Source organism: Streptomyces sp. NPDC042259 (assembly GCF_055582085.1).
In genome coordinates, this window is sequence record NZ_JBVJDW010000003.1 from 39,974 (window position 1) to 60,402 (window position 20,429).

18 protein-coding genes are annotated in these 20,429 nt (G+C 71.9%); 6 read left to right on the forward strand and 12 right to left on the reverse strand.

The window, feature by feature from the left end; genetic code table 11:
- Window positions 1-55 precede the first annotated feature (55 nt).
- The 9 genes from hpnD to ACZ6MA_RS09305 form a co-directional block, all read right to left on the reverse strand.
- On the reverse strand, window positions 56-1,006 hold the full coding sequence (gene hpnD, locus ACZ6MA_RS09265) for a presqualene diphosphate synthase HpnD (protein WP_469432357.1): 951 nt from the start codon (window positions 1,004-1,006) through the stop codon (window positions 56-58).
- Window positions 1,003-1,869, reverse strand: coding sequence for a squalene synthase HpnC (hpnC, locus tag ACZ6MA_RS09270; RefSeq protein WP_469433115.1), 867 nt, complete (start codon window positions 1,867-1,869; stop codon window positions 1,003-1,005). Before hpnC ends, hpnD begins: the two co-directional genes overlap by 4 nt.
- Before the next feature lie 460 nt (window positions 1,870-2,329).
- Entirely contained in the window at window positions 2,330-3,127 is a 798-nt protein-coding gene (locus ACZ6MA_RS09275) for an ABC transporter ATP-binding protein (protein WP_469432358.1), read from the reverse strand.
- Window positions 3,120-4,055: an ABC transporter permease gene (locus ACZ6MA_RS09280; protein ID WP_469432359.1), complete on the reverse strand. Its 936-nt coding sequence runs from the start codon at window positions 4,053-4,055 to the stop codon at window positions 3,120-3,122. The genes ACZ6MA_RS09275 and ACZ6MA_RS09280 overlap by 8 nt, the downstream gene beginning before the upstream one ends.
- Window positions 4,056-4,133: 78 nt before the next feature.
- Window positions 4,134-4,988, reverse strand: coding sequence for a glycosyltransferase family 2 protein (locus ACZ6MA_RS09285; protein WP_469433117.1), 855 nt, complete (start codon window positions 4,986-4,988; stop codon window positions 4,134-4,136).
- A gap of 35 nt (window positions 4,989-5,023) precedes the next feature.
- Window positions 5,024-5,803 (reverse strand): CDP-alcohol phosphatidyltransferase family protein, encoded by a 780-nt coding sequence (locus tag ACZ6MA_RS09290; RefSeq protein ID WP_469432360.1) that lies wholly within the window; start codon window positions 5,801-5,803, stop codon window positions 5,024-5,026.
- A complete protein-coding gene (locus tag ACZ6MA_RS09295; RefSeq protein WP_130881384.1) occupies window positions 5,781-6,842 on the reverse strand; it encodes an iron-containing alcohol dehydrogenase family protein in 1,062 nt (353 codons plus the stop codon). The genes ACZ6MA_RS09290 and ACZ6MA_RS09295 overlap by 23 nt, the downstream gene beginning before the upstream one ends.
- Window positions 6,830-7,582, reverse strand: coding sequence for a phosphocholine cytidylyltransferase family protein (locus tag ACZ6MA_RS09300; RefSeq protein WP_469432361.1), 753 nt, complete (start codon window positions 7,580-7,582; stop codon window positions 6,830-6,832). The genes ACZ6MA_RS09295 and ACZ6MA_RS09300 overlap by 13 nt, the downstream gene beginning before the upstream one ends.
- A complete protein-coding gene (locus tag ACZ6MA_RS09305; protein ID WP_469433118.1) occupies window positions 7,579-9,381 on the reverse strand; it encodes a DUF5941 domain-containing protein in 1,803 nt (600 codons plus the stop codon). The genes ACZ6MA_RS09300 and ACZ6MA_RS09305 overlap by 4 nt, the downstream gene beginning before the upstream one ends.
- A 487-nt stretch (window positions 9,382-9,868) precedes the next feature.
- Here ACZ6MA_RS09305 and galE point away from each other — a divergent pair, with 487 nt between their 5' ends.
- The 3 genes from galE to idi all read left to right on the forward strand — a co-directional run bounded on the left by galE (window position 9,869) and on the right by idi (window position 12,595).
- Window positions 9,869-10,855, forward strand: coding sequence for a UDP-glucose 4-epimerase GalE (gene galE / locus ACZ6MA_RS09310; RefSeq protein WP_469432362.1), 987 nt, complete (start codon window positions 9,869-9,871; stop codon window positions 10,853-10,855).
- 145 nt (window positions 10,856-11,000) lie between these two features.
- Complete coding sequence (locus ACZ6MA_RS09315) at window positions 11,001-11,948, forward strand: cation diffusion facilitator family transporter (RefSeq protein ID WP_469432364.1); 948 nt, start codon at window positions 11,001-11,003, stop codon at window positions 11,946-11,948.
- A gap of 56 nt (window positions 11,949-12,004) precedes the next feature.
- Window positions 12,005-12,595, forward strand: coding sequence for an isopentenyl-diphosphate Delta-isomerase (idi, locus tag ACZ6MA_RS09320; RefSeq protein WP_469432365.1), 591 nt, complete (start codon window positions 12,005-12,007; stop codon window positions 12,593-12,595).
- Here idi and ACZ6MA_RS09325 read toward each other — a convergent pair.
- Together ACZ6MA_RS09325 and ACZ6MA_RS09330 are read right to left on the reverse strand one after the other, a co-directional pair.
- A complete protein-coding gene (locus ACZ6MA_RS09325) occupies window positions 12,570-13,073 on the reverse strand; it encodes an ATP-binding protein (RefSeq protein ID WP_469432366.1) in 504 nt (167 codons plus the stop codon). The two genes, idi and ACZ6MA_RS09325, sit on opposite strands and share 26 nt — an antisense overlap.
- A 200-nt stretch (window positions 13,074-13,273) precedes the next feature.
- The gene (locus ACZ6MA_RS09330; protein ID WP_469432367.1) at window positions 13,274-13,945 is read right to left on the reverse strand and encodes an HdeD family acid-resistance protein; all 672 of its coding nucleotides are present in this window, start codon (window positions 13,943-13,945) and stop codon (window positions 13,274-13,276) included.
- A gap of 75 nt (window positions 13,946-14,020) precedes the next feature.
- Here ACZ6MA_RS09330 and ACZ6MA_RS09335 point away from each other — a divergent pair, with 75 nt between their 5' ends.
- The 3 genes from ACZ6MA_RS09335 (at window position 14,021) to ACZ6MA_RS09345 (ending at window position 18,507) form a co-directional block, all read left to right on the forward strand.
- Window positions 14,021-14,791, forward strand: a complete 771-nt coding sequence (locus ACZ6MA_RS09335; RefSeq protein ID WP_469432368.1) for an enoyl-CoA hydratase/isomerase family protein — start codon at window positions 14,021-14,023, stop codon at window positions 14,789-14,791.
- 350 nt (window positions 14,792-15,141) lie between these two features.
- On the forward strand, window positions 15,142-15,993 hold the full coding sequence (locus ACZ6MA_RS09340; RefSeq protein ID WP_469432370.1) for an SCO6745 family protein: 852 nt from the start codon (window positions 15,142-15,144) through the stop codon (window positions 15,991-15,993).
- A 117-nt stretch (window positions 15,994-16,110) separates the two neighbouring features.
- Window positions 16,111-18,507, forward strand: coding sequence for a Tex family protein (locus tag ACZ6MA_RS09345; protein WP_469432371.1), 2,397 nt, complete (start codon window positions 16,111-16,113; stop codon window positions 18,505-18,507).
- 278 nt (window positions 18,508-18,785) lie between these two features.
- Here the strand turns inward: ACZ6MA_RS09345 and ACZ6MA_RS09350 are convergent, their stop codons facing one another.
- The gene (locus tag ACZ6MA_RS09350; RefSeq protein ID WP_469432373.1) at window positions 18,786-20,423 is read right to left on the reverse strand and encodes an ABC-F family ATP-binding cassette domain-containing protein; all 1,638 of its coding nucleotides are present in this window, start codon (window positions 20,421-20,423) and stop codon (window positions 18,786-18,788) included.
- Window positions 20,424-20,429 lie beyond the last annotated feature (6 nt).

The window sequence follows — 20,429 nt, forward strand, 5'->3', positions numbered from 1 at the left end:
GACGCGTCCGCGGGGCGGAGGGTTGCACACCGGCCACCGGTGTGAGTTCGGGCCATCAAGCGCGCCCCTTGACGGTCTGCCGGTGGACGCTGCGGGCGTCGAAGCCGGACAGGCCGCGGACGGCGACATAGGCCTTCTCGCGCCCGGGCAGGGAGACCCGGCCGCGCAGCACGGCCCCGGGGTCCTGGGCGATGCGGTCCAGGAGTCTGCGGTAGATGCCGGACATGGCGGCGACGCAGGCACCGCTGCGCCGGTCCAGCATGGGCAGCAGCCGCATGCCCTCGGCGAACAGCGCGCGGGCGCGCCGGACCTCGTACTGCACGAGGCCGGTGAAGTCGGCGCCGGCCGGGGGCGTGGCGGTGTGGAAGCCCGCGGAGCAGCCGAATTTGGCGAGGTCCTCGGCGGGGAGGTAGGTGCGGCCGTTGGCCGCGTCCTCGCGGACGTCGCGCAGGATGTTGGTGAGCTGCAGGGCGAGGCCCAGCGTATCGGCGTACTCCGAGGCGCGCGCGGTGTCCCGGGCGCCGGGGACGGTGCCGAACACGCCGAGCGAGAGCCTGCCGATGGCGCCCGCGACGCAGCGGCAGTACAGGGCGAGGTCGTCCCACGTCTCGTAGGTCTCGCCGCGGACGTCCATCTGGACGCCGTCGATGAGTTCGTCGAGGCCCCCGAGCGGGATGGGGAAGCGGCGTGCGGCGTGCGTCAGCGCGACGGCCACCGGGTCGGTGTCGTCCTCGTCGAGGGTGCCCTCTCTGATCCGGTCGAGCAGCGCGCGCGTCTCCTCCAGCCGCAGCGTCTTGGACGCCGCGTCCAGGGTGCCGTCGCCGATGTCGTCGACCCGCCGCGAGAAGGCGTACAACGCGGACATGGCCCGGCGCTTCGCGGTCGGGAGCAGTCTGATGCCGTAGCTGAAGTTTCCTGCTTGCTGTGCGGTGACGGCCTCGCAGTAGCTGTACGCGGCGAGCACCGGTGCGGACGCGGTCGGCGTTCCGTTCACGGTCCCGCTCACCCCTCTCTTCGCAGTGTCGCCCCCACCTCGCGCAGCAGGCTGAGCTTGGTGGGCTTGGGCGGTCCGGGGAGTACGTCGTGGCCCGCGGCGGCGATCGCCTTGAGTGCGGCCTTCCCGCCGCCCACGAACCCCGCGAGCAACAGCTTCAGCCTGCCGTGGACGCTACCCACCAGGGGGGTGCCCTCATTCAGCAGGTCCCCGGCGCGTTCCGCCTCGTACGCCACGAGTGCGCGCACCGATGCGCCGCCGGTCGGGCGGGCTAGGTCGCTCTCGCTCACGCGGAAGCGTCGCATGTCCTCGGCGGGAAGATAGACGCGGTCGCGCGCGAGGTCCTCGGCGACGTCCTGGAGATGTTCGACGATCTGCAGCGCCGTGCAGATCGCGTCCGAGCGCCGGACGCGCTCGGGGCTGAGCGTGCCGGTGATGCCGAGGACGAGGTGGCCGACGGGGTTGGCGGACAGCTCGCAGTAGGCGAGCAGTTCCCCGTAGGTGGCGTAGCGGCGCACCCGCTGGTCCTGGCGGTTGGCCTCGATCAGCGCGAGGAAGGGTTCGGGGGTCAGCGCGCAGCGGCGGACGGTCGGCCGGAGCCGGAGCAGCAGCGGGTGGCGGGGGCCGGTGCCGGTGTGGTCGAAGACCCGGCGGAGGTCGGCCTCGAAGGCGTCGAGCACGGCGAGCCGGTCGTCGGCCTGCTCGCGGTCGAGACCGAGCAGCTCGGCGTCCCGGCCGCCGGGGGCCAGATCGCCGTCGCCGATGTCGTCGACGAGCCGGGCGTAGCCGTAGATCGCCATGAGGTCGGCGCGCCAGGAGCGGGGCACGAAGAAGGGAGCCACGGGGAAGTTCTCGTGCGCGGCCTTGTCGAGCACGGCGCGCGCGTGCGCGTCCGTCCCTGCGGTCACCGCGGGCTGCCAGGACCGGGGACGGCGTGCGCGCCGCGGAGCTGGAGAGTTCCCGTAGCCATTGCCGTCACATCTCCCGTTCTACACTGCAAACCCAGAACATCCTATTTCGGACACGCCGCAGGTCCCCCCCACCTCGCCCCTGGTGCCGGGGATGGCCAACTATCAGCCCGCTTCGGCACAAATCAGCACGGTACAGCGTACGCCGCACAAATGTCCGACGACCGCCGGGGTATGTGCTTGATCCATACAATGCCACGCAGGGCGTGAATCAACCCTGCCAATAGGCGAGTTGATCGTTACAGCTCGGTCAAGTCCGCGCTGGGCCCGCGAACGCCGGACGGGCCGGTGCCGGCCGGACTCGGCCGGCACCGGCCCGCCGGGGGGCTTGCGGACGCGCCCGCGGGGGCGCCCCGCCGTACACGGCCTAGCGCGCCGTCTCCTTCTCGTAGGCCCGGACGACCTCGTCGGTCGGGCCGTCCATCAGCAGTTCGCCGCGCTCCAGCCACAGCACCCGGTCGCAGGTGTCGCGGATGGACTTGTTGTTGTGGCTGACGAGGAAGACGGTGCCGGCTTCCTTGCGCAGCTCGCGGATGCGGGCCTCGGAGCGCTTCTGGAAGGAACGGTCGCCGGTGGCCAGCGCCTCGTCGATCATCAGCACGTCGTGGTCCTTGGCCGCGGCGATGGAGAAGCGCAGCCGGGCCGCCATGCCGGAGGAGTACGTCCGCATGGGCAGCGTGATGAAGTCGCCCTTCTCGTTGATGCCCGAGAAGTCGACAATGGACTGGTAGCGCTCGCGGATCTGCTCCCGGGTCATGCCCATGGCCAGCCCGCCGAGCATCACGTTCTTCTCGCCCGTGAGGTCGTTCATCAGCGCGGCGTTGACGCCCAGCAGCGAGGGCTGGCCGTCGGTGTAGACCTTGCCCCGCTCGGCGGGCAGCAGCCCGGCGATGGCCTTGAGCAGGGTGGACTTGCCGGAGCCGTTGGAGCCGATGAGGCCGATGGCCTGGCCCCGGTAGGCGGTGAAGCTGACGCCCTTGACGGCGTGCACCTCACGGACACCGGCGTCCGGTCTGCGCTTGATGATCCGGTTCAGGGCGGCGGTCGCGCTGCCCCGGCCGGTATTGCCCCCGTAGACGCGGTAGACGATGTGGACATCGTCCGCGATCACGGTGGGGACGCGGCCGGACGCCGCCGTCGTGTCGACACTGTTCTGATCAGCCACGGCCGTACTGCTCCTCAGCCTTCCAGAAGTACACGAAGCCCCCGAGGCCGAGCAGCAGCGCCCAGCCGAGCGCCAGCGCCCATACGTGCGGCGGCAGCTTGTCCGCACCGTAGCCGTCGATCAGCGCGAAGCGCATGAGGTCGATGTAGACGGCCGCCGGGTTGGCCCCGAGGACGTCGATCACCCACCCCGGGGCGTGGGCCCGCTTGAGCTGGTCGGTCATGCTGTACATCACGCCGGACGCGTACATCCACGTCCGGGTGATGAACGGCAGCAGCTGGGCCAGGTCCGGCGTCTTGCTGCCCGCCCGGGCCATGATCAGCGCCAGGCCCGTGTTGAACGCGAACTGCAGCACCAGCGTCGGGAAGATCAGCAGCCAGGAGAGCTTCGGGAAGTGCCCGAAGCCGACCAGGATGACGAGCAGCACGCCCATCGAGTACAGCAGCTGCTGGAGCTGCTGGAGCGCGAAGGAGATCGGCAGCGCCGCCCGGGGGAAGTGCAGGGCCCGCACCAGACCCAGGTTCCCCGAGATCGCCCGGACCCCCGCCATCGCCGAGGTCTGGGTGAAGGTGAAGACGAAGACACCCGTGACCAGGAAGGGGATGTAGGTGTCCGGGCCCATGTCCCGCTTGGCGTCCATCAGCACGCCGAAGATGAGGAAGTAGACGAAGGCGTTGAGCAGGGGCGTGGCCACCTGCCAGACCTGCCCGAGCTTCGCCTTGCTGTACTGCGCCGTCAGCTTCGCCCGGGAGAACGCCACGATGAAGTGACGCCGGTCCCAAAGCTGCCGCGCGTACTCCCCCAGTCCGGGCCGGGCACCGCTGACCGCCAGGCCGTACTTCTTGGCCAGCTCGGCGGCGGGCAGCCCGTCGTCGGGTGATGGTGGGGCACTCAGGGCGACCGCACTGTCGTGCGTTGTCTCGCTCACAGTTGACACTTTCGTCCTCAAGGTGCGCTGCCGGGGCGGTGCCCCGGGCAGCGCCCGATGCTCTCAGACACGAGCTTGTCAGATCACGGGAGGGCGACCCAGTCGGGTCAGGCGCCAAACGGTACGCCACTTCATGGGGCGCCGTGGACCGCAGGGCGTCGTCCATCCCTCCTTGAAGCCGCCGAGCCAGGCGCGCAGCGCGGGCGGCGACGGCCGCCGGGCCAGCGTCAGCAGCAGCCACACCCCGAGGTAGACCGGGACGAGCGGGGCGGGGAGGTTGCGACGGGCCAGCCAGACCCGGTTGCGGGCCACCATGCGGTGGTAGACCGCGTGTCGGCTGGGGGCCGTGGTCGGGTGGTGCAGCACCATGTCCGACCGGTAGTCGATCATCCAGCCCGCGTTCAGGGCCCGCCACGCGAGGTCGGTCTCCTCGTGCGCGTAGAAGAACTCGTCCGGCAGCCCGCCGACCTCGGCGAAGACCTTCGTGCGGACGGCGTTGGCACCGCCGAGGAAGGTCGTCACGCGCGAGGAGCGCATCGGGTCGGCGGCCCGCAGCCGCGGTACGTGGCGGCGGGCGGTGACCCCGGTGTCGGGGTCGGCGATCCGGAAGCTGATGATGCCCAGCTTCGGATCGGCGGCGAACGCCGCGCGGCACAGCTCGGCGGTGTCCTGGCCGGGCAGGTGCCCGTCGTCGTCGAGGAAGAGCAGGACGTCGACCTCGCGGCCGCCGGGCCCGAACGCCTCGATGCCGACGTTGCGGCCCGCCGGGATGCCCACGTTCTCGGGCAGCTCGACGGTCCGTACGGTCAGCCCCGGCACGGACAGCTCCGGCAGCGGGGAGCCGTTGCCGACGACGACGACCTCGATGGCCTCGCCCTGCTGCTTGGCGACGGAGTCGAGCAGCGCGCGCAGCTCCTCGGGGCGGTTGCCCATGGTCAGGACGACCGCGCCGAGCTTCAGCGGGGCACTCACTTGAGCCTGCTCGAAGCGAGGATGGACACGAGGTGGAGCAGGGTCTGCACGAGCGCGATGCCCGCGAGGACGGCCACACCGAGCCGCGAGAAGAACAGGTCGCCCCGGACCGTGTCCAGGACCGCGAGGACCAGGATCAGCAGGGACGCCTCGATGCCGAGGATGAGGCGGTGGAACTTCAGCGCGCCGGCGGCCCTGCGGGCCAGCGCCATGCCGGACGACCGCGGCTCGGACGCCGCTTCCTTGACCGGCGGCAGCCCGCCCTGGTGCCGGGCGACGCCGACCAGGTCGGTCTCGGCCTTGATCAGGATGGCGCCGAGGGCGGCGAGGGTCCCGAGGAAGGCCCACAGCCAGTCGATGCGGCCGGAGCCCCACAGATCGGCGGCGCGCAGCCCGAAGCCGACCAGGACCGCGGCGTCGCACAGATAGGCGCCGACCCGGTCCAGGTACACGCCGCCGAGCGAGAACTGCTTCTTCCAGCGGGCGACCTCGCCGTCGACGCAGTCGAGCAGCAGGTAGAGCTGGACCATCAGCACGCCCAGCACGGCGCCCGCGATGCCCGGCACCAGCAGGGCCGGAGCGGCGAGGACGCCGAAGACGGTCATCAGGTAGGTGAGCTGGTTGGGCGTGATCCGGGTGTTCACCAGGTACCGGTCGCAGCGCAGCGAGATCTCTCGCATGTACAGGCGACCGGCCCAGTGCTCACCACTGCGCCGGTCCTTGACCCCTGCGGGGTGGACGACCGGGCGGAGTTCAGCGACTGACGGTTTTTGCATAGTCGGCGTATGCGTCCCTGATCTGGTCGGTGGAGAGGTCGAGGTGTTCCAGGATCGTGTAGCGCCCGGGGCGGGTCTGCGGGGCGTACTCGACGGCCTGGACGAACTCCTCCGTGGTGAAGCCGATCTCCTGCGGCGTGACCGGCAGCCCGTGCCTGCGCAGCACCTGGACCATCAGCGCGGACTCCTCGCGGGCGCCGCGCAGGTACATGGCGAAGGCCGCGCCGAGGCCGCACTGCTCGCCGTGGCTGGCGGCGCGCTTGGGGAAGAGCAGGTCGAAGGCGTGGTTGATCTCGTGGCAGGCACCGGAGGCCGGGCGGCTGTCGCCGGCGACCGACATCGAGATGCCGGTGAGCACCAGGCCCTCGGCGAGCACCTGGAGGAAACCGTCGTCGCCGACGCCGCCGGGGTGGCGGAGCACGGCCTCGCCGGCCTGCCGGGCGATGGCGGCGGCCAGGCCGTCGATGTCCTCGCCGCGCTCGCGGTGGGCCAGCTCCCAGTCCGCGACGGCGGAGATGTTGGAGATCGCGTCGCCGATGCCGGAGCGCACGAAGCGGACCGGGGCCTCACGGATGACGTCGAGGTCGATGACGACGGCGATCGGGTTCGGCACGCCGTAGGAGCCGCGGCCCGCGTCGTTGTCGAGGGTCGCGACGGGTGAGCAGAGACCGTCGTGCGAGAGGTTCGTCGCGACGGCGACCAGCGGCAGGCCGATCCGCGCGGCGGCGTACTTCGCACAGTCGATGATCTTGCCGCCGCCGAGGCCCACGACCGCGTCGTAGCGCCCGGACTTCATCGCGTCGCCGAGCTTGATGGCGTCGTCGAGCGTGCCGCCGCCGACCTCGTACCAGGAGGCGCCGGGCAGCGCCGGGGCGAGCCGCTCGCGCAGCTTCGCCCCGGAACCGCCGCTGATGGCGATGGCCAGCTTGCCGGAGCTGGAGATCCGCTGATCGGCGAGGATCTTCGCCAGATCGTCCAGCGCTCCGGCACGGATGTCGACGACGACCGGCGAGGGGATGAGCCTCGTCAGTACTGGCACGCGATCTCCCGGCCCTTGGCGAGGTCCGCGTGGTTGTCGATCTCCACCCACTTGACGTCGCCGATCGGCGCGACGTCGATCTTGAAGCCGTCGTTGACGAGCTGCTGGTAGCCGTCCTCGTAGTAGAGGTCGGGGTCGCGCTCGAAGGTGGTCTTCAGCGCGGCGGCGAGTTCGGCGCCGGCCTCGGCCTCGATCAGGGTGACACCGATGTACTCACCGGTGGCCTCGGCGGGCTCCATGAGCTTGGTGATCTTCTGGACGCCCTTGGCGGGGTCCACGACGACCTTCATCTCCTCGTCGGCGAGCTGCTTCACCGTGTCGAGGGCGAGGATGATCTTCTGGCCCTGGCCGCGGGCGGCGAGCAGGGTCTTCTCGACGGAGACGGGGTGGACGGTGTCGCCGTTGGCGAGGATCACACCGCGGCCCAGGACCTCACGCGCGCACCACAGGGAGTAGGCGTTGTTCCACTCCTCGGCCTTGTCGTTGTCGATCAGGGTGAGCTTGAGGTTGTACTTCGCCTCCAGCGCCTCCTTGCGCGCGTACACGGCCTCCTTGCGGTAGCCGACGACGATGGCGACCTCGGTCAGGCCGACCTCGGCGAAGTTGCCGAGGGTGAGGTCGAGGACGGTGATCGACTCCTCTTCCCCCTCGGGGCCGACCGGCACCAGGGCCTTGGGCAGGGTGTCGGTGTAGGGGCGCAGACGCCGTCCAGCGCCGGCTGCCAGCACGAGGCCGATCATGCGGGTTCTCCTGTTTCGTCGTGTACTGCGGGGGCCCCGGAGGACACCCAGAAGCGAATGCTCTCGATGAGCACCGCGAGCGCGAGGGCGGCCGCGAGGGCCGTCAGCGCGATGGTGAAACCTTGGTCGTGCCACAGGGCGGCGGCGATCGTGACCGCCAGGACGCGTCCTTCGTGGCCGCCGATCGCCCGCACCAGCCAGTGCGGGGGCGCGCCACTGCCGCCACGGATCCGGTACACCGTGTCGTAGTGATGGTAGGCGACCGCGGCCACCAGGCCGAAAGCCGCGGGCAGCGCACCCTCGGCCTGGGACTTGGCCGCGAGCAGCAGGACGATCCCGTATTCGGACGCCCGGAAGAGCGGCGGTACCAGCCAGTCGAGGGGGCCCTTGAGGGGGCGGGCGACGGCGCAGCCGGCGAAGACGGCGTACACCGCGGCCTGTGCGACGGCCTGCCAGGTGCCGGCGGTGCCCGCGAGGAGCGGGCCGACGAACAGCGAGGCGGTGGCCAGCAGCGCCCACAGGGGGGCGGTGTAGGCGCCGGGGGGGAAGGTGGTGCCCACGGTCCGGCTCGCGAGTTCCGCGACCGGGCCGGAGTCGGCGAGGTCGGCCAGGGCCCGGGCCGCGCGGTCCGTGCGGTGCGCCTTGCGGGTCAGCGAGCGCAGCACCCGGCCGGCGGTGGTGTAGCAGGCGGCCAGCGCGCAGCCGACGAGTAGCACGTAGAAGACGGTCCGGGGGGTGGTGAGCGCGGTGAGGACCGCGATCAGGGCCCAGCGCTCACCGATGGGCAGCACGATCATGCGGCGGGCCCAGACCGTCCAGCCGACGCTGTCCAGCTTGTCGGAGAGGGCGGCGGTGGGGCTGGTGTTGGCCGTGGCGTCGTGGTTCGCCTCGTTGAAGGAGAAGTCGACGACGTGCCGGCAGGTCTGCAGGACCATGGCGCCGAGCGCGAGGGCCCAGACGTCGTCGTGGCCGCCGCCGTGGGCCGCGCCGATGGCGAGGCCCGCGTAGTAGGCGTATTCCTTGGCGCGGTCGAAGGTCGCGTCGAGCCAGGCGCCGAGCGTGGAGTACTGCAACGAGTAGCGGGCGAGCTGGCCGTCGGTGCAGTCGAGCACGAACGAGAGGATCAGCAGCACACCGGCGGCGACGAAGCCGGGCCGGGTGCCGGTGGCCGCGCAGCCGGCGGCGACGAGCGCGGTGAGCAGTGAGGCGGTCGTCACCTGGTTGGGGGTGAGTCCGCGCCGGGCGCACCAGCGGGCGAGGTAGCGGGAGTACGGGCTGACGCAGTAGGTGGTGAAGAACCCGTCGCGGGACTTCACGGCGCTGCGCAGCCGGACGGCCTCGTCGTCAACCGCGGCGACGTCCCCTTCGGCCTTCGCACGGACGTCGGCGTCGGCGGGGACGGTGGCGACGAGCACCCCGAGGTCGGGGCGGTGCACGCCGACGCCGTCGGCTTCCAGCCGGGGCGCGAGGACGTCGGGCAGGTTCTCCCCCGGGGCCGCGTCCGTGACCGTGGCGAGCGCGCGGCTGAGCGCGCCGCGCGCATCGGGCTGCGCGGTGAGCGCGCCGGGGGCGGCGGCCGCGGGGAAGCGCGGGTCGGTCAGGGTCAGGCGCAGGGCGTGGAGGTGGCCGACGAAGCGGGCGTCGACGAGGGCGACCCGCTCGGCCGCCGGGACGGCGGCCAGCGCCGCCGCGGCGCCGGCGGCGTCGGCCGCCGCGCGCACATCGAAGCCCAGGGACCGCAGGTCGTCCTCGAGGGAGGAGCCGACGGGCGGCAAACCGGTGAGGATGGCGGTCGACAGACGAACTCACTCCTTGGAAACGGACGTGGCCGCTCTTCGTGTCCGCGGGGCGGCCGAGCAGCGGTGTGACGCGCCAGGGCCCCGAGGGGGGGGCGGCGTGCGGCACGTCGGCAGAGGCTATCGGATCACCGGAGCGGCCCGTTCGCCCGGTCGGCGGCCCCTTCGGCTGACGGCCTGCCTTGCCGCCTGCGGCGGACCTTCGGCTGACGGCCGGTGGTGCCGCCTGCGGCGGCTGAGCGCCTTTCGCCTGGCCGGCAGCTCTTCGCCTGCGGGCCGGTCCGTGCCGCCTGCGGCGGCAGGCGCCCTGCGGGCGCGTCCTCAATCGCCGGACGGGCTTGATGCGGCTGAGGCCAGCCACAACCAGCCCGTCCGGCGATTGAGGACCACCGCCGCGCAGCGGTGGTGCCGACGGCACCCGCCGGTGTGGACGACACGTGGCGCGCAGCCAACTCGCACGAGCCGCCGGACACGGCCTAGGGTGCCCGTCATGACGTGGCTGATCACAGGCGGAGCCGGATATATCGGGGCGCACGTTGCGCGGGCGATGGTGGAGGCCGGGGAGAAGGTGGCCGTGCTGGACGATCTGTCCAGCGGCGTGGCCACCCGGCTGCCGGAGGAGTGCCCGCTGATCCGGGGCTCGGTCCTGGACCGTGCGGCGCTGGACCAGGCGTTCGGGGATCTGGACGTGACGGGAGTGGTGCACCTCGCGGCGAAGAAGCAGGTCGGGGAGTCGGTCGAGAAGCCACTGCTGTACTACCGCGAGAACGTGCACGGTCTGACCCGGCTGCTGGAGGCGGCGGTCGAGGCGCGGGTCGCCAGCTTCGTCTTCTCCTCCTCCGCGGCCGTCTACGGCATGCCGGACGTGGACCTCGTCACAGAGGAGACGCCCTGTGCGCCGATGAACCCGTACGGGGAGACGAAGCTGGCCGGCGAGTGGCTCGTACGGGCCACCGGTGCGGCGTACGGGATCTCCACGGCCTGTCTGCGGTACTTCAACGTCGCGGGCGCGGCCGAGCCGGAGCTCGCCGACACGGGGATCTACAACATCATCCCGATGATGTTCGACCGGCTCACCCGGGGCGAGAGCCCCCGGGTCTTCGGTGCCGACTACGACACCCCCGACGGCACGTGCGTCCGTGACTACATCCACATCGAGGACCTCGCCACCGCCCACCTGGCCGCGGCCCGCCGGCTCGCCGAGCGGCCGGGCTCCGGTGATCTGACGCTGAACGTCGGCACCGGGCAGGGGGTGTCGGTGCGGGAGATGGCCGATCTGATCGCCGAGATCACGGGATACACCGAGCCCGCGCCCGTCCTCGAGCCGCGCCGTCCGGGTGATCCGGCGCGTGTCGTGGCGTCGGGCGAGCGGATCGCGAAGGAGCTCGGCTGGAGCCCGGCGCACGATGTGCGCGCCATGGTCGCCTCGGCCTGGGAAGGATGGTGTCTGCACCACCCCGAGGCACGTCTTCGCTGATCAGCCGTCTGGAGCATCGCCGCAGGTCAGAGGCAATGACAACGGTGTTCAGTGCCGCGTTGCCAATACCCCCCTCCCGTAGTTCACTGAGGGCCCGGCCGATGTTCGTCGGCCGGGTGTGCGACGGTTTCGGGAGGCGGCATTCATGGGCGCAGGGCACGACCACGGCCACTCGCACGGGGGACCGCCGCCGGGTACGAGCGGCACCGCGGCCGCCGCGTACCGGGGGCGGCTGCGGATCGCGCTCGGCATCACGCTCACGGTGCTCGTCGCGGAGATCATCGGTAGCGCCCTGACCGGTTCGCTGGCCCTGCTCGCGGACGCCGGGCACATGGCCACGGACGCGGTGGGCGTCTCGATGGCGCTGGTGGCGATCCACTTCGCCAACCGGCCGGCCAGCGTCCGCCGCACCTATGGGTACGCGCGCGCCGAGATCCTGGCGGCGCTGCTGAACTGTCTGCTGCTGCTCGGCGTGGGCGGCTACATCCTCTTCGAGGCCGTCGACCGGCTGATCAACCCGACGGACGTGCCGGGCGGCATGACGGTCGTCTTCGGTCTCGTCGGCATGGTCGCCAACGTGATCTCGCTGGCCCTGCTGATGCGCGGCCAGAAGGAGAGCCTCAATGTCCGCGGAGCGTTCCTGGAGGTCCTCTCGGACGCCCTGGGGTCACTGGCGGTGGTCATCTCGGCCCTGGTGATCATGGCCACGGGCTGGACCCAGGCGGACCCCGTAGCCTCGCTGGTGATCGGTCTGATGATCGTGCCGCGCACGGTGAAGCTGCTGCGTGAGGCCCTGGACATCCTGCTGGAGGCCGCGCCGAAGGACGTCGACATGGACGAGGTCCGGGCGCACATCACGGCGCTGCCGGGGGTGGTGGACCTGCACGACCTCCATGTGTGGACGATCACATCCGGAATGCCGGTGCTCTCCGCGCACGTGGTGGTGGACCAGTGGGCGCTGGAGGGCGGGGGCCACGAGAAGATGCTGCACGACCTGCAGGGCTGCCTCGGCGAGCACTTCGACGTGGAGCACTGCACGTTCCAGCTGGAGCCCAGCGGACATGCCGCGCACGAAGCCAAACTCTGTCACTGACGCCGGGGGCGCGTACGGCAGACTTGTCAATCGAAGACCGACAAAGAGGATGGTCAATGCCGATCACATCAGCCGAGGGCTCCGCCGACTCCGTATCCGCCGCTGAACCGATCATGCTGGAGCTGGTCGACGAGAACGGCAGAACCATCGGCACCGCCGAGAAGCTCTCCGCCCATGTCGCGCCCGGCAGACTGCACCGTGCCTTCTCGGTCTTCCTCTTCGACGACCGCGGCCGGCTGCTGCTCCAGCGCCGGGCGCTGGGGAAGTACCACTCCCCCGGGGTCTGGTCGAACACCTGTTGCGGCCATCCGTACCCCGACGAGCCTCCGTTCGTCGCCGCCGCCCGGCGCACCGGCGAGGAGCTGGGGCTCGCCCCCGCGCTGATGCGGGAGGCCGGCACCGTGCGCTACAACCACCCCGACCCGGCCTCGGGCCTGGTCGAGCAGGAGTACAACCACCTCTTCGTCGGATCCGTGACCGCCGAGCCGCGCCCGGATCCGGAGGAGATCGGCGAGACGGCGTTCGTCACCCCGGCCGAGCTGGACGCGCTGATGGCTGAGTACCCCTTCTCCGCGTGGTTCACGACCGTGCTGGACGCCGCCCGGCCGGTGGTGCGGGAGATCACCGGGGACGCGGCGGGCTGGTAGCCGTCGCGAGGAGCGGCAGGGCGGCCCAGACCACCTTGCCGCCGCTCGCGGTGTGCTCGACGTCGCACCGGCCGCCGGCCTCCTCCGAGATGGTCTTGACCAGCAGCAGTCCCCGGCCGCCGGTGCGGCGGTCGTCCGCCTCCAGGGGTTTGGGACGGTAGGGATGGTTGTCCTCGACGGCCACCCGCACCCAGTCCGGGCCGAGGGAGACCTCCACGGCCACCTCCGGGGAGAGCAGCGCGGCGTGCTGTACGGCGTTGGTGACCAGCTCGGAGACGATCAGCAGCAGCCCGTGCAACAGGTCGTCGCGGAGCCGGACGCCCTGGTGCCGGAGCAGATCGCGGACCGCGTGCCGGGCCTGGGGCACGGAGGCGTCGAGTGCGGGGGCGGTGAACCGCCAGGTGCCGTCGTACTCCATCGGTCTCCGGAGCGGGGCGACCCGCCCCGGTTCGGGCGGGACGCTCCCGAGGATTTCCATGTCCGATACCAACCCCTCACCGTGGCTGTGCCGCATCCACGAGTGTTGGGGAATATAAAGGTCCACACCGGCGCACTGTGTAGAAATCATCACTTACCGATGACATTTGACCGAGGTCGCGGCATTCGGATTCCCGGGTGACCGGTTTCGGTCGCCGTGTTCCGCGTTCCATGAACGATGTGGAATATCAGACTCCTGGATCAGTCCGGGGGCGCGGCGGCCGACGGCCCCGGTCCCCCCGCCGTCCCCGGCCCCGCCGGCCCGTCTCGCCCCTGCTGTCCCTCGCGTCCCGCTTGTTCCACCAGGCTCACCACACGGCGTCCGCCCACCCCGATCGCGATCAGCCCGAGGCCGTCGAAGAGCAGCGCCAGGGAGAAGAAGGTGCCGATCACATAGAGGCTGCTGTGCGGCCAGTCGGCGAGCACCAGAACGCCCAGCAGCAGGCCGAACGCGCCCTGCACCAGCGTCCAGCCGAACTGCGGGCCGCGCACCACCAGGCCGCCGGCCAGCCGGAACACCCCGCCCGCCAGGAAGAGCAGCGCCGCGAACATCGTCAGGGTCTCGGCGGCGCCCTCCGGCCGGCGGAGCACGACCACGCCCGCGGCGAGATTCAGCGCGGCGACCACCACGGCCAGCCAGAAGAAGTTGCTCTGCCGCGACTGGAAGGCGTGCAGCAGCCCGACCACGCCGCCCACCAGCAGCAGCCAGCCGAAGAGGATCATGGTGGTGAGGGTCGCGAAGGCGACATAGGCCAGGCCCACCAGCCCCGCGACGACGAGCACCCCGCCCAGCAGCGCGAGCCGGCCGAAGCCGCGGCTCAGCTCGCCATGGGGGCCGGACCGCCCGTCCTGTCGCCTGCGGGCTGCGGACATCAGCGCCTCCTCGTAGCGCCCCCTGCTCGGATCATAGGCCGGATCGCATGATCGCGCCCGGATAGCATCCGGCGCATGGAGCCCGCACTGCATCTGGACACCGCCGACGGTGTCGCGACCGTCCGCATCGCCAACCCCGCCAAGCGGAACGCCATGACCACGGACATGTGGCGGGCGCTGCCCGGTCTGCTGGCGGGGTGCGCGGCCGACCCGGCCGTCCGTGTCCTCGTCCTGACCGGCGAGGGGGACACCTTCTGCGCGGGCGCGGACATCTCCAGTCTGACCGAGGGCGCCGAGGCATCCCGGGACCTGGCGGTCGCGGCCGAGGAGGCCCTCGCCGCGTTCCCCAAGCCGACGGTCGCGGCCGTGCGCGGCCACTGCGTCGGCGGCGGCTGCCAGCTCGCGGCCGCGTGCGATCTGCGGTTCGCGGCCGAAGGGGCGTCCTTCGGCATCACCCCCGCCCGGCTGGGCATCGTCTACGCGGCGTCGTCCACCCGGCGACTGGTGGACCTGGTCGGCCCGGCGACGGCGAAGTACCTGCTCTTCTCCGCCGAGCTGATCGACACCGAACGCGCGCTGCGCACCGGCCTGGTGGACGAGGTGTGGCCGCGGGACGCGCTGGAGAAGCGGGTGACGGAGTTCGCCCGGGTGCTGGCCTCGCGCTCACAGCTGACCCAGGCGGCGGCGAAGGAATTCACGACGGCTCCGGGCTCCGGGGAGGACCCCGAGCGCCTCGCGTACTGGGCGGAGCAGGCCCGCACCAGCGGCGACACCGCCGAGGGCGTGACCGCCTTCCTGGAACGCCGAGCGCCACGCTTCGGCTGGACGGTGGGCCGACCGCGCTAGCGGGCGCCGTCGCCCGCGCGGCGTTGTCCTCAATCGCCGGACGGGCTGCTGTGCGGTGTCCTCGGGCCGGACGGGCTTGCTGTGGGGTGTCCTCAATCGCCGGACGGGCTGGGTGGCTGCGGCCGTCCACATCAGCCGCCAGTACTGGCGGCCGAGCCCAGCCAAATCAAGCCCGTCCGGCGTTTGAGGACGCGCCCGCAGGGCGCCCGCCGCCGCAGGCGGCAAAGACAGCCCGTAGCCGAAAAGACCGCCGGCCAGGCGAGAGGCGGCGAGACGGGCCGGTAACCGAAGACCCGGCGGGAGCCACCCCGCCCTACCACCCCTGTCAACTAGTGGGTAACGTGCGGGACATGACCACTCTGCCCGAGCGCGCCGGTCGGCGCTGCCACAATGCTGTCAACACCGTGCACTCCGCTTTGTACTTCTCGCCGGACCTGCGGGAGGAGCTGGGACGGCTCGGTCTCCAGGAGGGCGCTTACTTCGCCGGACGGGGCGCCGCCTTCGGCCGGGTCGGGGCGGGCACCATCACGGCGGCCTTCTACAACTTCAAGCACGAACTGGTGGCCGGGTTCATCCCGCGACTGTGGGACGTCGCCTCGCCGCAGGACGTCCTCCAGGCCCGGCTGCGTGCCTGCGACAGCATGATGCGGCGGCTGCTGGGTGACGACGTCGTGGACTCCGCGGAGATGGCCGAGGCGGCCGAACTCGCGCTGCGCGCCACGGAGGGCTGTAGCCGTGCCGCCCGCCCGCTGTACTCCGCGCACGCCGATCTGCCGGTGCCCGACGCCCCGCACCTCGCCTACTGGCACGCCGCCACGCTGCTGCGCGAGCACCGCGGCGACGGTCATGTGATGGCGCTGGCCACGGCGGGTGTCGGACCGGTGGAGGCCATCCTCTGCCACGCCGCGAGCGGCCAGGGCATGTCCGAGAAGTGGCTGCTGGCCACGCGCGGCTGGAGCGAGGAGGAGCTGGCCGCCGGGCGGGAGCGGCTGCGGGAGCGGGGACTGCTCGACGCGGACGGGAAGTTGACGGAGACCGGCGTCAAGCAGCGCGAGGAGCTGGAGGACACCACGGACCGGCTGGACGCGGGCCCGTACGAGCACCTGGGCGCGGCGGGCGTGGAGCGGCTCACCGAGCTGGCGACGGTCTTCGCGACGGCGGTCGTCAAGGCGGGCGCGTTCCCGCCGGACCTGCGCGGCTGAGGCCCCGGCACGAAGGCCGCCCGCCGCCGCGCGAGGGAACACGCGGCGGCGGGCGGTGCCGTCGGCGGTACCTGCCACAATGCAGATCGCAGCCCGAAGAGAAAGCGGAGCGTGATCGTGACGGCAGCTGGTACGTCGACCGAAGGCAGGATCGCAGGCAGGATCGCCGAAGAGCTCGGCGTGCGGGAGCGGCAGGTGAAGGCGGCCGTCGACTTGCTCGACGGCGGGTCGACGGTGCCGTTCATCGCCCGTTACCGCAAGGAAGCGACCGAGATGCTCGACGACGCGCAGTTGCGCGCCCTCGAGGAGCGGCTGCGGTATCTGCGGGAGCTGGAGGACCGGCGGACGGCGGTCCTGGAGTCCGTGCGCTCGCAGGGCAAGCTGGACGCGGCGCTGGAGGCGCGGATCCGCGAGGCGGACTCCAAGGCGCGGCTGGAGGACATCTATCTGCCCTTCAAGCCCAAGCGGCGCACCAAGGCGCAGATCGCCCGGGAAGCCGGGCTGGAGGCGCTGGCGGACGGGCTGCTGCGGGACCCCGACGTCGAACCGCTCGCCGCGGCCGCGGCCTTCGTGGACCCGGAGAAGGGCATTGCCGACGCCGCCGCCGCGCTGGAGGGCGCGCGGGCCGTCCTGACCGAGCGCTTCGGGGAGGACGCGGACCTGATCGGCGACCTGCGCGAGCGCATGTGGTCGCGCGGGCGCGTGGCGGCGAAGGTGCGGCCCGGCAAGGAGGAGGCGGGCGCGAAGTTCGCCGACTACTTCGACTTCGCCGAGCCCTTCACCGAGCTGCCCTCGCACCGGGTGCTGGCGATGCTGCGGGGCGAGAAGGAGGAGGTCCTCGACCTCACCCTGGAACCGGAGGAGCCGCGCGAGGACGGCGGCCCGAGCACGTACGAGCAGGCGATCTCCCGGCGGTTCGGCATCGCCGACCGGGGGCGGCCCGGGGACAAGTGGCTGGCCGACACCGTCCGCTGGGCCTGGCGCACCCGCGTCCTGGTCCACCTCGGCATCGATCTGCGGCTGCGCCTGCGGCAGGCCGCCGAGGACGAGGCGGTCCGGGTCTTCGCGGCGAACCTGCGGGACCTGCTGCTCGCCGCGCCCGCGGGCACCCGTGCCACGATGGGGCTCGACCCCGGTTTCCGCACGGGGGTGAAGGTCGCCGTCGTGGACGCCACCGGCAAGGTCGCCGCGACCGAGACGATCTACCCGCACGTCCCGCAGCAGAAGTGGGACGCGTCGCTGGCGACGCTGGCCCGGCTGGCCCGTGAGCACGACGTGGAACTGATCGCGATCGGCAACGGCACGGCGTCGCGCGAGACCGACAAGCTCGCGGCGGACCTCATCGCCCGGCAGCCGGAGTTGAAGCTGACGAAGGTGATGGTGTCGGAGGCCGGGGCGTCGGTGTACTCCGCGTCGGCCTTCGCCTCGCAGGAGCTGCCGGATCTGGACGTGTCGCTGCGCGGCGCGGTGTCGATCGCCCGGCGGCTGCAGGACCCGCTGGCCGAGCTGGTGAAGATCGACCCCAAGTCGATCGGCGTCGGGCAGTACCAGCACGATCTGTCCGAGGTGAAGCTCTCCCGCTCCCTCGACGCGGTCGTCGAGGACTGCGTCAACGGTGTGGGCGTCGACGTCAACACGGCCTCCGCGCCGCTGCTCTCGCGCGTGTCGGGCATCAGCGCGGGCCTGGCGGAGAACATCGTCGCCCACCGTGACGCCAACGGCCCCTTCCGGTCCCGCCGGGCACTGAAGGACGTGGCCCGGCTCGGTCCGAAGGCCTATGAGCAGTGTGCGGGCTTCCTCCGCATCCGCGGTGGCGACGACCCGCTGGACGCGTCCAGCGTGCACCCCGAGGCGTACCCGGTGGTGCGGGCGATGATCAAGTCGACGGGTGGCGAGGTCGCCTCCCTCATCGGCAACACGACGACGCTGCGCTCGCTGCGCCCGGCGGACTTCGTGAACGACTCCTTCGGCCTGCCGACGGTCACGGACATCCTGCGGGAGCTGGAGAAGCCGGGCCGCGACCCGCGTCCGGCGTTCAAGACGGCGACGTTCAAGGACGGCGTCGAGAAGATCGGCGACCTGACGCCGGGGATGCTGCTGGAGGGCGTCGTCACCAACGTGGCCGCCTTCGGTGCCTTCGTGGACGTGGGCGTGCACCAGGACGGTCTGGTGCATGTGTCGGCCATGTCGAAGACGTTCGTGAAGGACCCGCGGGATGTGGTCAAACCGGGCGACATCGTACGGGTGAAGGTCATGGACGTGGACATTCCGCGCAAGCGGATTTCGCTGACGCTCAGGTTGGACGACGAGTCGCCGTCCGGCGGTGGCGGTACGGGTGGGCCTGCGGCCCGCGAGGCGCGGGGCGCGCGCGGCAGCCGCGGCGCCGACCGCCGTGCCGCCGCCCCGCAGCAGCGCCGCGGCGGCACGGCACCGGCCCGCGCGGCGGCTGCCCCGTCGAACGATGCGATGGCGGACGCGCTGCGGCGGGCGGGCTTGCTGAACCCGAAGCGGTAGCCCTGGCCGGGCCGGCGCCTGCGCCGCCTACGCCGCCTACGGCGGCAAGCGCCCTGCGGGCGCGTCCTCAATCGCCGGACGGGCTTGATTTGGCTGGGCTCAGCCCAAACCAGCCTGTCCGGCGCTTGAAGACACAACACAGCAGCCCGTCCGGCGTTTCAAGACACCGCCATCAAGCCCGTCCGGCGCTTGAGGACACCCCACACCAGCCCGGCCCGGCGTTTGAGGACACCGCCGCGCAGCGGGTGGTGCGGGCGGGAACCGGCGCGTTGAGCGCGTCAGCGCTCCGCGATGCGGCCGGACGTTACCTCGATGCGGCGCGTCGTGTGGACCGCTTCCAGCATGCGGCGGTCGTGGGTGACCAGGAGCAGCGTGCCGTCGTACGAGGCGAGCGCGGACTCCAGTTGTTCGATGGCCGGCAGGTCGAGGTGGTTGGTGGGCTCGTCGAGGACGAGGAGGTTGACTCCCCGGGCCTGGAGGAGGGCCAGCGCGGCGCGGGTGCGCTCGCCCGGGGAGAGCGTCGCGGCCGGGCGCAGCACATGCGCGGCCTTGAGGCCGAACTTGGCGAGCAGCGTGCGGACGTCGGCCGGCTCCACCTCCGGTACGGCCGCTTCGAACGCGGCCAGCAGCGCTTCGTCGCCGAAGAACAGGCCACGTGCCTGGTCCACCTCGCCCACCACCACGCCGGGGCCCAGCGTCGCGCCGCCCGCGTCCAGCGGCAGCCGGCCGAGGAGCGCCGCGAGGAGCGTGGACTTGCCGGAACCGTTGGCTCCGGTGATAGCGACCCGGTCCGCCCAGTCGATCTGCAGGTCGACGGGGCCGAAGGTGAAGGAGCCACGGCGTACTTCGGCGCCGCGCAGGGTGGCGACGACCGCGCCGGAGCGGGGCGCGGCGGCGATCTCCATCCGCAGTTCCCACTCCTTGCGCGGCTCCTCGACCACGTCCAGCCGTTCGATGAGCCGCTCGGTCTGGCGGGCCTTGGCGGCCTGCTTCTCCGTGGCGTCGGCGCGCAGCTTGCGGCCGATCTTGTCGTTGTCGGTGGACTTGCGGCGGGCGTTGCGGACGCCCTTGTCCATCCAGTTCCGCTGCATGCGGCCGCGGGCCTCCAGGGCGGCGCGGGTGTCGGCGTACTCGTCGTACTCCTCGCGCGCGTGCCGGCGGGCTCGCTCGCGCTCCTCCAGGTACGCGGTGTAGCCGCCGCCGTAGAGGGTGACCTGCTGCTGGGCGAGGTCGAGTTCGAGGACCTTGTTCACCGTGCGGGCGAGGAACTCACGGTCGTGGCTGACCAGGACCGTGCCGGCGCGCAGTCCGGTGACGAAGTTCTCCAGGCGGTCCAGCCCGTCGAGGTCGAGGTCGTTGGTGGGTTCGTCGAGGAGGAAGACGTCGTAGCGGCTGAGCAGCAGCGAGGCGAGCCCGGCGCGGGCCGCCTGGCCGCCGGAGAGGCTGGTCATGGGCCGGTCGAGGTCGACCGTGAGGCCGAGGGAGCCGGCGACCTCCGCCGCGCGCTCGTCCAGGTCCGCGCCGCCGAGGTCGAGCCAGCGGTCGAGGCCCGTGGCGTACGCGTCGTCCGCGCCCGGCGCGCCGTCGACGAGCCCCTGGGTGGCGTCGTCGAGCGTGGCCTGGGCCTCGGCGACGCCGGTGCGGCGGGCGAGGAAGGCCCGCACGGTCTCGCCGTCCCGTCGCTCGGGCTCCTGCGGCAGGTGTCCGACGTTCGCGGTCGGCGGGCTGAGCCGGAGACCACCCGCCTCGGGGGTGTCGAGCCCCGCGAGCAGGCGCAGCAGCGTCGACTTCCCCGCGCCGTTGGCCCCGACGAGGCCGATGACGTCACCGGGCGCGACGACGAGGTCGAGCCCGGAGAAAAGGGTGCGGTCGCCGTGTCCGGCGGCGAGGTCCTTGGCGACGAGAGTGGCACTCATAAGACC

Excerpts from the sequence above, each read along its gene's own strand:
- ACZ6MA_RS09285 (WP_469433117.1), bottom strand. The coding sequence starts at position 4,988 with ATGGGCAACCGCCCCGAGGAGCTGCGCGCGCTGCTCGACTCCGTCGCC.
- ACZ6MA_RS09290 (WP_469432360.1), bottom strand. The coding sequence starts at position 5,803 with ATGCAAAAACCGTCAGTCGCTGAACTCCGCCCGGTCGTCCACCCCGCA.
- ACZ6MA_RS09300 (WP_469432361.1), bottom strand. The coding sequence starts at position 7,582 with ATGATCGGCCTCGTGCTGGCAGCCGGCGCTGGACGGCGTCTGCGCCCC.
- galE (WP_469432362.1), top strand. The coding sequence starts at position 9,869 with ATGACGTGGCTGATCACAGGCGGAGCCGGATATATCGGGGCGCACGTT.
- ACZ6MA_RS09315 (WP_469432364.1), top strand. The coding sequence starts at position 11,001 with ATGGGCGCAGGGCACGACCACGGCCACTCGCACGGGGGACCGCCGCCG.
- idi (WP_469432365.1), top strand. The coding sequence starts at position 12,005 with ATGCCGATCACATCAGCCGAGGGCTCCGCCGACTCCGTATCCGCCGCT.
- ACZ6MA_RS09325 (WP_469432366.1), bottom strand. The coding sequence starts at position 13,073 with ATGGAAATCCTCGGGAGCGTCCCGCCCGAACCGGGGCGGGTCGCCCCG.
- ACZ6MA_RS09330 (WP_469432367.1), bottom strand. The coding sequence starts at position 13,945 with ATGTCCGCAGCCCGCAGGCGACAGGACGGGCGGTCCGGCCCCCATGGC.
- ACZ6MA_RS09335 (WP_469432368.1), top strand. The coding sequence starts at position 14,021 with ATGGAGCCCGCACTGCATCTGGACACCGCCGACGGTGTCGCGACCGTC.
- ACZ6MA_RS09340 (WP_469432370.1), top strand. The coding sequence starts at position 15,142 with ATGACCACTCTGCCCGAGCGCGCCGGTCGGCGCTGCCACAATGCTGTC.
- ACZ6MA_RS09350 (WP_469432373.1), bottom strand. The coding sequence starts at position 20,423 with ATGAGTGCCACTCTCGTCGCCAAGGACCTCGCCGCCGGACACGGCGAC.